Origin of the sequence: Aliamphritea hakodatensis (assembly GCF_024347195.1) — a bacterium.
Classification (GTDB): Bacteria; Pseudomonadota; Gammaproteobacteria; order Pseudomonadales; family Balneatricaceae; genus Amphritea; species Amphritea hakodatensis.
Genome location: NZ_AP025281.1, coordinates 1468529 through 1482066, shown reverse-complemented (window position 1 = coordinate 1482066; position 13538 = coordinate 1468529). Strand labels below are relative to the sequence as shown.

Genomic DNA, 13538 nt, shown 5'->3' with positions numbered 1-13538 from the left:
CGCAACCAGAAAAACACGCAAAATATCAATGAATAAGTGATCTATATCGAAAATCAGCTGTCCAAACCGCAAGTTGGATATACTCCATTATTACGACTGTAAGCTAATACAGAGATTTACCATGCATCAGGTAACACTACGCCATCTATTCGCCGGCTGCTTAGCGCTGGCACTCAGCTCAGCAGTTCCGGCTGCTGCACTGGCTGATACAACACCGGGTCAGACTGACAGAAGCATCATTAAAAGCCCCAATGATCAGCGCCTGTATCGCAGTTTCAGCCTGCCAAACCAGATGAAAGTACTGGTAATATCAGATCCGGAGGCCGACAAAGCGGCCGCTTCACTGGATGTAAATGCAGGCTCTAACGCAAATCCTGAAGGCCGGGAAGGTCTGGCACACTTTCTGGAACACATGCTGTTTCTGGGCACCGAAAAATACCCGGAAGCCGGCAGCTACAAAGCGTTCATCAGTGCCAATGGCGGTAACCATAACGCCTATACCGCCTATCAGAACACCAATTACTACTTTGATGTTGCGGTCGGTCAGTTAGCGCCGGCGCTGGACCGCTTCGCGCAGTTCTTTATATCCCCAACCTTTGATGAAGCGTACGTGGACCGGGAACGTCAGGCGGTTTTTTCTGAATACCAGTCAAAGCTTAAGGACGACAGTCGGCGTTTACTGGATGCCTACAAGCAAATCATGAATCCGGAACACCCCTATGCTCAGTTTTCCGTCGGAGACCTTAATACCCTGAATAACGACCAGCCCGGACAACTGCGGCAAGAACTGATTGCCTTCTACGATCACTACTATTCAGCTAACCTGATGAGCCTGGTGGTACTGGGCAATGAACCGCTGGATCAGCTTGAAAATATGGTTCGGGAAAAGTTTACCCCGGTACTGAACCACGGCACGGCTGCCCCCTCTTCTGACCTGCCCCTGTTCGCAGGGGAAGACTTACCCGCACAACTGACAATTCAGCCACTGAAAGAAATACAGCAACTTAAGCTGAGCTTTCCTCTGCCCTCTACCCGCCAGCTCTATAACCAGAAACCCCTGTTCTATCTGGCCTCGATGCTCGGATACGAAGGGGAAAACAGCCTGCTAAGCGAACTTAAACGCCAGGGGCTGGCCAACTCACTGTATGTATTTCAGGGCACCGACCTGAGTAATCTGGCAACCCTGGATATCTCCATTGACCTGACTCAGGCGGGCCTGGCCAGTATAGACAGCATTGTTGAACAGGTATTTGCCAGTATTGAGCTGCTGCGCAACAGCGGCATTCAGGAACGTATCTATAATGAAGAAAAACGCCTGGGAGAACAGGCATTCAGGTTTAAAGAAAAAGGGGGCGCACTGGGTTACGTATCCAGCCTGTCGAGGCGTTTACAGCTTTACCCGACCCCGCAGATTCTCAATGTCGGCTACTCGATGAATGACTATCAGCCTGAAATCATTGCTGATTTTGCGGCCCGGCTTACCCCAGAGAATATGTTACTGACGGTCTACAACTCTGCCGCAGAGACCGACAAGACCAGCCCGTGGTACGACACCCCATATAAAACCGAAACCATCAGTCAGGCCCGCCTGGATCGCTGGCGGGCTCCGGCGATCCCTGCCAGCCTGAAAAACCGGGACGCTAATCCATTTATTGCTGAAAATCTTGACCTGAAAGCAGCCGGCAAGCCGGAAAACCAGCCGGTTAAGCTGGTCAGCAAGCCGGGCGCCACACTGTGGTATCAGCAGGATCAAACCTTCAACCTGCCGAAAACAAATACCTTTGTGTCACTGTTTTCCCCGGTTGCCAACACAGATCCCCGTGCCCGGGTTCTCACCAGCATGATGATTCAGATGACCCGGGAACAGCTGAGCGAAACCCTTTATGACGCCAGCCTGGCGGGAATTGGCGGGCAGATATACTCCCACCTGCGGGGCTTTGGTTTCCGGATTACCGGGTACAACGATAAACAGGAAATCCTGTTAAAACGCATTGTTGCCGCTTTTAATGAGCCGCAATTTGATCAGTTAAGCTTTGAGCGAATCAGGCAAAAATATCTCGAGCAATTGCAAAACAGCGCTCAGGATAAACCGTATAACCAGACCATCGACGAGATTTACAACGCACTCATGCCCCGCTGGCGGGCAAAGGATAAGATAGCTGAACTGGCTGAGATCACCCTCGAAGACGTTGTTCAGCACGCCCGGAAACTGACTGAAACCAGCAGCATACGCATGCTCACACACGGCAATGTATCTGCGGCTGAGGCCGAATCCATGCTACAACGGGTGGAAACCGGTTTAACCCACCGACAGGACAGCGCAGCAGAAACCACCATTACCGTTAAACGGCTGGATACTGACGCGCCTCGCACAACCACACTGGACCTGACCCATAACGACTCAGCAATCAGCATTTATTTTCAGGGAGAAAATACCGACCTCAGCACCCGGGCAGCCTACACGCTGTTAGGCGAAATTCTGGAAGCCCCCTTCTATACCAGCCTGCGGACGGAGCAACAGCTGGGATATGTTGTTTTTGCAACCCCGCTGCTAATGCAGGATGTTCCCGGGCTAGCCTTTGTTGTTCAATCTCCCAACAGCCATCCTGACCAGATAGCACAGGCAATTGATCGCTTTCTGCAGAACATGCAACAGCAACTGGCAGATATGACAGAAGAACAGCTGAGCACTTACAAGCGCAGCGTGCTGTCACGTATTAATCAGAAGGAAACCAGCCTGTATCAACTGACCGGCCGTTACTGGCGGGAAATAGATCGCAAAGAGTACGGATTTAACAGCCGGGAAAAGTTCAGCCAGAGCATCTCTGAGCTGCAACTTGAAGATCTGCAAAACACACTGCAGCACTTGCCTGAACGCCGCTTTACCGTTGAGAGCATTGGCAGCAATCTGCTGGCTGCCAAACCCTGACGCGGCCTTACTTTCAGGTACAAAAAAACGCGTCGGAAGAGACGCGTTTTTTATTCTGGCTGTTTTTAATGTTCACTGGCCGGTTATTGCAACGCTTGGAATTGCCGGTCAACAACCCGCCGTGACTTAGGCTCTGCAGGCTCATCTTCAATAATATCAAAGGCAGCACAGTCCTCCCCTTCCCGCTCCCCGAGCAGGCAGTCAATCTCCACCTGATCCACAGCGATCTGGAAGAAAATCTTATCTTCGGCAGAGTGAGTCGGCACAATCTCCTGCTCACCGATCACCACCTGCACCGGATCAAAACGGTCGAACGGGATCACGGTAGGCGGCGGCAACTGCTTTTCCTGAATCATGGCAGGGCGCACCTCAAACATAGTTTCGCTGTCCACAAAGCCCCGCGGTTTCAGGTCATACAGGGTTGCCGGTTCAGGTGAACTGTCCAGATAACCGGCAGACTGTGTCACCACATAGGTAATCGCTTCATTCAGTTGTTCTGCAGCATGAGAAACCACCGGCACAGAGACCAGACTTCCCGTGAGAGACAACCATAAAGCGGCTTTACCTGTGTTCATTAATAGACCTCATCAGCGGGATAGATAGCCTCCGCGTACAGCGCCAGCTCCTCCAGTATTTCCCTTTGCTTCTGTTCTGTTTCCGGTTGCTGATACAGAGTATTCAAACGCTCAAACAACGCAGGAATCGTCAGATACCCGCCGTTATCCGGCCCCATCAGCTTTTGCTTGCGGTATTCTTCCCACCGCTGACGCTGTTCTTCATCCAGCGTATGCGGATAATTTCGGGCTTTATAACGCAGCAACATTTCTTCCAGACGCGGATCCTGAAAGGCAAACTCCATCGTCCCCAGCTGCGCCGGTGACGCTTCCCGGATCTGGTTCATGGCAGCCTTATCTGAATCGTTAAAAAAACCACCGCCATACAACATATGATCCGGATCCAGATCTTCTGCAAAATCCTGCTCTGCAAATACCCATGCTAGCTTCTCTTTTAAATCCCGACTAGCACGCAACATCTCTAAATGGGTACGGCAGTCCGGGCCACGGATCCCCAGACGGTTCGCCTCTTCCGTCGACAGCATACCTGCCGGCGCGACTATCGGAGATTTGTTGGTATGAAGTTGTTTAAGAGGCAAACGGGCTTCGCCCGGTGCCAGATCATCTGTTGCGGTATACAGCAAACGCTTAATATCTTCCTTAGGCATCGCCAGCATGTCGGAAGGATCAACCCGCAAGTCATACACAATAATGCTGTTACGGTTGACCGGATGGGCTGCCACGGGAGCAACAATCGCAAGATTGCCCCATTCAGCGGGATACATTGAGGAGACATGAAGCACGGGCTTCATGGTCACCACATCCAGCCTATTCTGTACCGCCTGTTTGGAGCGGTTATTTAACACATAGTCATACAGTTTGGGCTGACGTTCCTTAACCAGCCGCGCCATACCGATGGTGGCGTGTACATCCGACAGAGCGTCATGGGCATTGCCATGATCAATGCCATTGGCCCGGGTCAGATCTTCCAGACGCATGCTCGGACGGCCATCCGGATATTCAGGCCATTCAATACCGTCCGGACGCAGCGCACGGGTCAGGCGCATCATGTCGATGATATCCCAGCGGGAACAACCGTTCTGCCACTCCCGGGCATAAGGATCAAAAAAGTTGCGGTACAGCGCCTGACGGGTAATTTCATCATCAAAACGGATGCTGTTATACCCGACGCCGCAGGTTCCCGGACGGGCCAGCTGTTCATGCACCTGCTGCATAAACTCTGCTTCACAATAACCTTCACGCAGCGCCTGTTGCGGCGTAATACCGGTAATCAGGCAAGCCTCCGGATGAGGCAGAACATCTTCCGCCGGACTGCAGTAAATCATCAGCGGCTCTTCAATGATATTCAGATCCATATCTGTACGGATACCGGCAAACTGCAATGGCCGGTCACGGCGGGTATCAGCACCACTGGTTTCGTAGTCATGCCAGTAAAAAGTTTGCTTTGCCATTGCTAGCCTCTAATGCTATCGGTCTATATGATTCACGTCACAGCTATTTATAATAAAACGACGACGAACCAAACCGTTTGAATCGAAACAGGAATTCCCATGCTGCATGATGCCAAAGATACCACAAAGCAATGCCCGTGCGGCGCCGGAAAGCCCTTCAGCTTTTGCTGTGAACCGGCCATCAGCGGCACCAAACCGGCAACGACCGCAGAGGCCCTTATGCGGTCCCGCTATACGGCCTTTGCACTGGGCAGTGTGGACTATCTGATAGCCACGACGGCAGCAGAAAACCGGCAACCGGAAGACGCGCTTCTGATCGCCGAACAAATGCGTATGACCACCTGGACAGGATTAAAAATAATCAGCACCCATAATGGCGGGCGCGAGGATACCACAGGCACCGTGGAATTTATCGCCTATTTCGACAGTGAAGGACAGTCGGCAGCTCTCCAGGAACGTTCCCGGTTCAGACAGGAAGATAATCGCTGGTATTACATCGACGGCGATGTTGAAGTACGCAGAAGCTGACCTGCAGATTATTAAAAATAACCATTTTCCCACCTGACAGCGCCGTATCAGGCATTCCAGCTGGGTCCTGAGCACTCCCGACAGAGCAACTGCAACAAAACCCTGACTAAAAGGCGATTTTTCTCAGCTGTCAAGCCTTCCCCTGCCACCTTAAAGCCCGGTAGAATAGCCGCCCTTAGCCACAGTATCGTGTTTTTTAGCTGGCTCATTCAGGATCGGGTTGTAAATGTTTGCGAAGTTCTTTAAGCCGAAATGGCAACATAGTAAAGCTGATGTACGTATCCGTGCGATCACTAAGCTAAAAGCGAGTAATTCAGAACAGCATCAGATCCTTTCACAGCTCGCCCTGCAGGATCAGAATCCCGCTGTACGCAGTGCCGCCGTCATAAAGCTGGAAGAGCCGGAACTGCTGTGCCGTATCTCCAATATCGACACCGATCATCAGGTCAGGCATCTGGCCGCTGACCGCGCCTGCCGTGTCATTATCAAAACAGATAACTGTGATCAGCAGCAAAGCATTAACAGCATCAGGCAGTTACAGGATGACGACATCCTGACTCATATTGCACTGCACATAGATGACAGCACCGTACAACAGGTTGCAATTGAAAAAATCAGCGACCAGACCTGCCTGGGTACGATCACCCTTCAGGCCGGCCACTCACAAACCCGGCAGGCCGCGGCTGAAAAGCTTCACGAAGCAGAAATCATTGAACAGCTATCTAAAGAAATACGCAGCAAAGATAAAACAGTGCACCGCATTATCCGTAATAAATTACGGGATATCCGCGAACAACAGAAAGCCCGGGAACAGCTTTTGCAACAGCAGACAGAGCTGACATCTGCCCTGCAACAACTGTTAAATACCGGCATGTATCCTCAGTTTGAAGCCAGACTGAACGCCTATCAGCAGAACGCTGAAAAACTGTTACAGAACAACCACTCCGACGATACTGCCCGCACCTTACTGACAGAAGCTCTGAACGCCTGCCAGCAACTGCTTCAGCAGGAACAGCAAAAGCAGGCTGAACAGCAGCAGCGCGAGGCAGAAGCCCTGCAGCGCCAACAGCAGCGTGACACCTTACTTGCTGCGTTTAATGAGTTACTGAAACAGATCCGGGCGACCCTTGAAGAAACACTGCCGGACCCTGCAGAATTCACTGCCAAGCTGAATGACCTGCAAGCATCTCAGCAAACACAATCTTCGGGTGACCCTGAGTTTGCTCAGATAACCGGACAGCTAAGCAGCAAAAGCACTCAGATCCAATCCTTACTGGATGCAGTTAACCGGGCGCAGCAGAACAATGCGCAACTTACTGAGCTGCTCCAAAACGAAACGGCTGACAGCGCTGCCCTTAAACATGCTATCCAACTGATTAACTGGCCGGAAAACGAACCACAGCCTGAGGGACTCCGCACGCTGCAGAAACGTCTTGATCAGCAGAATCAGGTCAGGCAGCAGCACAAAGCAGAACGCCAGCAGGTACAGCAACAGGACCAGCAGCAGATCGACAGCTGCCTTGACCAACTTGAGCAGGCTCTCAGCGAAGGCAATACTAAAAACGCTTACCGCCTCGATAAACGGGTCACTGAACTGCTTGGCCAGCAAGCGAAGAACAGCGTTAAAAGCTGCCGCAACCGCCATGCCGGTCTGCAAAAACAGTTACAGCAACTGAAAGACTGGCAGGGCTTTGCCGTCACCCCGAAAAAAGAATCACTGTGCGAAAAAATGGAGGCACTGATTGGCAACCCAGCCGAAGCGGCGGTACTGGCTGATCATATCCGTGCCCTGCAGCAGGAATGGAAAGACCTGGATGCCACTGACCCTTACCACAGCCATGACTTGTGGAAACGCTTCAAACAGGCATCAGATCAGGCCTACGAGCCCTGCAGCCAGCATTATGCCGAACTGAAACAACAGCGCGTCAACAACCTGCAACAACGCCTTCTGCTTTGCGAGCAACTGGAAACCCTGATGGCCAATACTGACTGGGAACAGCCAGACTGGCAGGAAGTTGAGCAAATCAGCCGCACAGCAAAGCAGGAGTGGCGCCAGTACACCCCGGTTGACCGAACCCCCGGCCGGGAAGCGCAGAGCCGTTTTAACAGCACCCTCAAACAGCTGGACGGCAAAATCAAGGCTTACCGTGAAGCCAATGCTGAAGTAAAGCAGACCCTGGCGGATCAGGCTACAGCCCTGTGTGCAGCGGCCGAACAGGCCGTCGCAGAAGGCCAGCCGGAATTGCTAAATGCCCTGTTGCGTCAGGTTAAACAACTGCAACAGCAATGGCGGCAGACCGGCAACAGCTTCCACAGCGTAGAACGCAAACTGTGGCCAGCATTCCGCCTGACCTGCAACAAAGTCTACGAACTGGAAAAAAGTAACCGCAAGGCAGTTCAGTCACAGCAAACCGAGCAGGAAAAAGCCGGGCAGCTATGTGAGCAGCTGGAAGCTCTGCAGACCACGCCTGCATCCCCGTCTCAGATCAGCAATCTGCTGGAGCAGGCAGACATACTGTGCCAGAAAAACGATACGCCGGAACCGCTTCAGCAGCGATTACACGCCGCCAAAAGCAATCTGCAGCGTCAACAGGCCGATCTGGACCGCCTGCTTGAAAGTGAAACCTATCAGGCCTGGCAACGTAAAATTAACCTGTGCGAACAGCTGGAAGAAAAGTTACTGGCGGAAGAGCTGGACGACAACACCCTCGAACAACTTAACCAGGCATGGGAGCAGGGCCTGAGTCCGGATGCTCCTTTTGCTGAACTGCTGCACAATCGTTTTATCACCGGTTGTAATATTCATCAGGGTTCACAGGAATTTGACCCGGTCATCTATGCATCAGATACCGCCCTCCGGCAACTGTGCATTCAGCTGGAAATTGCCTTTAACCTCAGTTCACCGGAAGAAGACCAGGCATTACGGCTTGAATACCAGATGCAACGCTTGCAACAGGCGCTGGAAGAGAAGCACAGTTCCACCAGCCTGAAAGACCTGAAACACCTGGAAATGGAATGGCTCTGCCAGCCATTCGCCAGGCATCAGGAAGCCCTTTATCAGCGCTTTTACGGTCTCCTGCAACAGGTACTGTAACAGCCACAAAAAAACCCGCAGCTGCGGGTTTTTTTATACACCTGATACGCCCTCAGGACATATGCTGACCACCGTTAATCGAGAAGTCAGACCCTGTCACGTAACCACAGTCATCGCTGGCCAGATAGGTAACGGCTTTACCGATTTCTTCCGGCTGCCCCAGACGGCCGACCGGAATCTGCTTAACAATCTTAGCCAGTACCTCTTCCGGAATTTTGGCAACCATCGGTGTCAGTACATAACCCGGGGAGACCGTATTGACCGTCACACCTTTTGCAGCCACTTCCTGCGCCAGTGCCTTGGTAAAACCATGGATACCGGCTTTGGCAGCAGAATAGTTACACTGACCAAACTGGCCCTTCTGCGCATTCACCGATGAAATGTTAATAACCCGGCCCCAGCCGTTTTCCAGCATAGGGTTAATAACCAGGCGGGTCATATGGAACATACTGTCAAGGTTTGCAGACAGTACCTGGTTCCACTGTTCCCAGCTCATTTTACGGAACGTACCGTCACGGGTAATACCGGCATTATTCACCAGAATATCCACACTGCCGCCGGCAACCTCTTCCACCGTTCGGATACAGGCCGCACAGGACTCTTCGTCCGTTACATCACCATAAGCGACCAGAATATCGTAACCGTCCTGCTTTTGCTCTTCCTGCCAAGCCCTGGCTTTCTCGTGATTTCCGCCGGAATTGTAACCCGCAACCACCTTTACACCTGCATCCGCAAGCGCACGACAAATAGCTGTACCAATACCGCCCGTACCACCTGTAACCAGCGCAATCTTTTGTGTCATGCCCACATCCCCTTTGCATCTATATCGAGTACATTTGATCTACCGGGCTCAGTTAAGCCCAATAAGATCATATTGCTTAATCAGCAAGCTGATAATATGACTTTGGTGGACATTCCCAGCAGTGGAATATATCTCGCAAAGTCACGAATAATCTAACTGCTGTGTGTTAAGCACGTATGACAACATACCCCCATTCCCTGAGAGTTAAAACCCCTTATAGCCTTTAGGGTGAATCCGGCACCGGCTGTTTCTGCAAGCCTGCAAGGTGATTACGCACCCAGAAAAACGCCAGACCGGCGGTGACCATATTGGCTAAAACAAAGCCATAAAACATCCCTTCAAGGCCCAACAGATAATTACCGGCACAGCCTAAAGGCACATAGAGAATAAAGAGTCGGAAGATACTGATTCGCATCGCTTTGAAAGGCTGATGCAACGCATTAAAACTGGACGCGCTAAGAAAGGTAACTGCCTGAAAACCAAAGCCAATCGGGACAATCATAATCCACAGACCAATCAACTCAACAACCTGCTCTTTATCGCTGAACAGACTGCCAATACCGCTGCCAAACTGCCACAGGAACAGGTACACAACTGCCTGCCATACCAGCGCAAATTTCATCGCAGCAAGGTAGGCCTGAGATACACGTTTAATGTTCCCCCGGCCGAAATTCTGACTTAAAAAAGGCGGCAGTGTCATGGACAAAGCCAGATTAACGATCAGCGCCAGGGATTCCAGCCTGCTGCCAACCCCGAACGCTGCAACCGCCTCTGCTCCGTGTTCCGCAACCACTGCCGTCATGATCGCTGCAGCCAGCGGCGTCATCATATTAGAAAGTGCCGCCGGAAAACCGATTCGCATCACCATCAGCCAGTGTGAAACACAATTTGCCCAGGAAACAATCGTGAGCAATAACAAGCGTTTACGCAGCAACAGATTCAGCACGGCCAGAGTTGCGGTCACTCCCCAGGCCAGCACGCTGGCAATGGCAGCCCCTTCGATGCCATACGCGGGTACCGGCCCCCAGCCAAAGATAAATAACGGATCCAGCACACCGTTGAGAATGGCAGAAAAGGCCATAATTACGCCAGGTATCGTGGTATCACCGTAAGCCCGCAAAGAACTGTTAGATACCATGATAATGACGTAGAAAACCGCCCCGACAAACCACACGGACATATAAGCATCAATAAAAGGCAGCAGTGAAGAATCCGCGCCTAACAGGCGAAACAGGGGCTCAATAAACTGTGTCACTATGCTGCTGACCAGCACCATTAACAGCGTTGTCAGCAACAGATTATCCGTCGTCAGCTGTTTGGCCTGCTGATGCTCTCCGGCACCGATCAGCCTTCCGAGTGTTGCAGAGGTTCCGACACTCAGTCCGATAGACAAACTGATAACAGCAAAAGAAACAGGAAACGTAAAACCAAGCGCAGCAAGCTGACCGGTACCTAACTGACTGACAAAATAACTGTCAACCAGGTTAAACAACATCAGGCTGACAATGCCAAACACCATTGGAATAGTCATTCTGACCAGCGTGCCGGTAATATTGCCTGTCAAAAGATTCGCGCGCACAAATTGGCCTTAACAAGAAAATTTCCGCTATTCTACAGAATCCCCTGTCGTTATGGGGCTTTTCTCTGGGTTTTATTGATACAGCAGCAGTGATACTGATTTACCGCAAGTGCACTACACAAATGCCCGGCTTTGCCGCATACTCTGCGCCGCCTGACAACTCTCATCACACAGAATGCCGCACCATGAACCTGATACTGTTAACTGCCACAGACTTCAAAACAGAGAACACCGCTGTCCTTACAGACCGGCGTTTCGAGCACATCCGCAGTGTTCATCAGGCTCAGGAAGGCGATACGCTGAGAGTAGGCAAACTGAACGGTGATCTGGGGAGTGCTGTCGTCACTTCACTGTCGGAACACTCAGTGACATTACAGGTCAGTTGCACACAGTCTCCTCCGCCAGCACTGCCGCTGACACTTATTATGGCACTGCCACGTCCGAAGATGCTCAAACGTACTTTACAAAGCGTTACCAGCATGGGCGTTAAGCAGATCTATCTGATAAACGCGTACAGAGTCGACAAGAGTTACTGGTCATCCCCGGTGCTTGAAGCAGATAGCCTGAACGAACAGCTGTTACTCGGACTTGAACAATGCGTTGATACCCAACTTCCGGAAATTCACCTGCGTAAGCGCTTCAAACCCTTTGTTGAAGATGAACTTCCGGCAATCGCTGCCAATACCCGGGCCCTGGTTGCCCATCCTTACGATGCGGCCCCCTGCCCGATAGCCGACGAAATTCCAACGACCCTTGCAGTCGGACCGGAAGGCGGATTTATAAAATATGAAGTTGAAAAACTTCGTGAAGCAGGGCTTCAGGCTATGCACATCGGACCGCGGATCTTACGGGTAGAAACCGCCGTTCCCGTGCTCCTGGCCCGGCTGTTTCCCATCTGAACATGACATCCGTCAAACCGATCAGCTCAGCTTTCAGATAGACTGCTTATTCTCTGCAAATATGACCCGCATCAAACATAATCTAAATGATAATAACTATTAATTGCCCCTTGAATACGATTATGATAACTTCCTGCCATCTTAAATAAGCGTGCCTGAAGTCTGACACGGACCTCATGCACTGGATATTCACACCTGTTCAGTTAAAGGTCTTATTACCGTGAAACTTAAATCTCTCGCATTAGCAGTTACTTTCGCTACCTCTGGTATGCTTGCTTCCCAGGCAACTCTGGCTGACAGCCACAAAGTTTATGCGGACTTCCCAGTTACCGTTAAAGACTATAACGGCGATAAGAAAAGCTCTGTTTCCTACGGCGGCCAGATTGCACGTCACGCCCTGCACAACTCGCTGAAAAAACTGACAGGCAAAGGCAACGGCTCTGCCAACCCTGAGCTGGAAACTCAGATGCTGGCTTACTTTGCAGGTAAAGATGCTGGCCGTGCCATCATTGATCCAGCTTCAAAAGAAGGCTTTAAAGTTAAGCAGTCTCAGATCGATGAGCTTTCTAAAAAGAAAAATCTGGCAGGTAAAACCTACAAGGGCGCTGTAAACGGCTGGCCTGGCAACATGACCGGTGCTGAAGTTATCGAATTCATGATCAAGAAAGCTGCAGCGACTAATAAAGGCTTTGATCCGCTGACCGGCCTGGACTACACCCAGCTGATTTCCAAGTTTGCAATGGGCGCTGTCTTCTACAACCAGGCAGTTGATAACTATCTGGATGAGAAACTGGAAGCAGGTAACAAACCTAACGGTAAAGCCTACAAAGAAGGCACACCTTACACCGGTAAAGAGCACGTTTGGGATGAAGCTTTTGGCTACTTCGGTGTACCGGCACATGCCCTGACGATGGACGCTAAAACCGCTTACGCCATTGCTAAAGGTAAGAAAGACGTATTCAAAGCCGCTGATGCCAACAACGATGGCATGATCGACCTGAAAACAGAAATGACTTTTGCCCACGGTTACTATGCAGCTAATGCAGACAAAGGCGGCAAGTCTGACTACATGCATACCATCACCAAAGCATTCATTGATGGCCGTGAGCTGATCACGTCTGCAAACGGTGAAGACCTGACTGCTCAGCAGCGTGAAGCTCTTATGGGTTACGCGAAAACCATCAAAACTAACTGGGAAAAAGTCATTGCTGAAGCAGCATTTAAATATGCCGGTTCTGTTTACAAAGATGCGATCGCCCTGCAGGCAGCAGTTGAAAGCAATGCTGATATCGAAAAGCTGTACCGCAAGTACGCCAAGCACTGGGGCGAGCTGAAAGGCTTCGCTATGTCATTGCAAACCGGCGGAAAAGACCTGGGCGAAACAGCGGTTCAGCTGAACCGTCTGATCGGTTACAGCCCGGTTCTGCTGGGTAACACTCAGATTTCCGGTATCGATGCCAAAGGTAACTACCAGCAGTCTAACTCTGTATCTCTGAACGAGTACGCACTGAACATGCTGAAAGTACAGCAGCTGCTGAAAGACAAGTTCAGCCTGGTAGCCAACAACAACGATCAGTTGGCAAACCTGTCTGACCTGGCCGACAAGCTGGGTTCTGCTGACAGCGCTGAAAACGACTGATATAGCAACCTGTGTCAGTAAACAAAAAAACCGCAGACACTC

At 51.1% G+C, this 13538-nt stretch carries 9 protein-coding genes; 5 read left to right on the top strand and 4 right to left on the bottom strand.

All coding sequences use genetic code 11. The annotated features are described in order from the left end of the window. Window positions 1-121: 121 nt before the first annotated feature. A complete protein-coding gene (locus PCI15_RS06735; protein ID WP_271273568.1) occupies window positions 122-2929 on the top strand; it encodes an insulinase family protein in 2808 nt (935 codons plus the stop codon). Window positions 2930-3012: 83 nt separating this feature from the next. Here PCI15_RS06735 and PCI15_RS06730 read toward each other — a convergent pair whose 3' ends face one another. Together PCI15_RS06730 and sbcB are read right to left on the bottom strand one after the other, a co-directional pair. Continuing rightward, window positions 3013-3504 carry a hypothetical protein gene (locus PCI15_RS06730; RefSeq protein ID WP_271273567.1) on the bottom strand — a complete coding sequence of 164 codons (492 nt, stop codon included), beginning with the start codon at window positions 3502-3504 and terminating at the stop codon, window positions 3013-3015. After that, entirely contained in the window at window positions 3504-4955 is a 1452-nt protein-coding gene (gene sbcB, locus PCI15_RS06725) for an exodeoxyribonuclease I (protein WP_271273566.1), read from the bottom strand. The genes PCI15_RS06730 and sbcB overlap by 1 nt, the downstream gene beginning before the upstream one ends. 99 nt (window positions 4956-5054) lie before the next feature. Between sbcB and PCI15_RS06720 the strand changes: the two genes are divergently transcribed. Together PCI15_RS06720 and PCI15_RS06715 are read left to right on the top strand one after the other, a co-directional pair. Next, window positions 5055-5483 (top strand): YchJ family protein, encoded by a 429-nt coding sequence (locus PCI15_RS06720; RefSeq protein WP_271273565.1) that lies wholly within the window; start codon window positions 5055-5057, stop codon window positions 5481-5483. Window positions 5484-5709: 226 nt separating this feature from the next. Beyond that, window positions 5710-8577 (top strand): DUF349 domain-containing protein, encoded by a 2868-nt coding sequence (locus PCI15_RS06715; RefSeq protein ID WP_271273564.1) that lies wholly within the window; start codon window positions 5710-5712, stop codon window positions 8575-8577. A 52-nt stretch (window positions 8578-8629) separates the two neighbouring features. Here the strand turns inward: PCI15_RS06715 and phbB are convergent, their stop codons facing one another. After that, entirely contained in the window at window positions 8630-9379 is a 750-nt protein-coding gene (gene phbB, locus PCI15_RS06710; RefSeq protein WP_271273563.1) for an acetoacetyl-CoA reductase, read from the bottom strand. Window positions 9380-9602: 223 nt separating this feature from the next. Beyond that, window positions 9603-10958 carry an MATE family efflux transporter gene (locus PCI15_RS06705; protein WP_271273562.1) on the bottom strand — a complete coding sequence of 452 codons (1356 nt, stop codon included), beginning with the start codon at window positions 10956-10958 and terminating at the stop codon, window positions 9603-9605. 185 nt (window positions 10959-11143) lie between these two features. Between PCI15_RS06705 and PCI15_RS06700 the strand changes: the two genes are divergently transcribed. Together PCI15_RS06700 and PCI15_RS06695 are read left to right on the top strand one after the other, a co-directional pair. Continuing rightward, the gene (locus PCI15_RS06700; protein ID WP_271273561.1) at window positions 11144-11857 is read left to right on the top strand and encodes a 16S rRNA (uracil(1498)-N(3))-methyltransferase; all 714 of its coding nucleotides are present in this window, start codon (window positions 11144-11146) and stop codon (window positions 11855-11857) included. A 220-nt stretch (window positions 11858-12077) separates the two neighbouring features. Beyond that, entirely contained in the window at window positions 12078-13496 is a 1419-nt protein-coding gene (locus PCI15_RS06695) for a DUF4856 domain-containing protein (RefSeq protein WP_271273560.1), read from the top strand. Window positions 13497-13538: the final 42 nt, after the last annotated feature.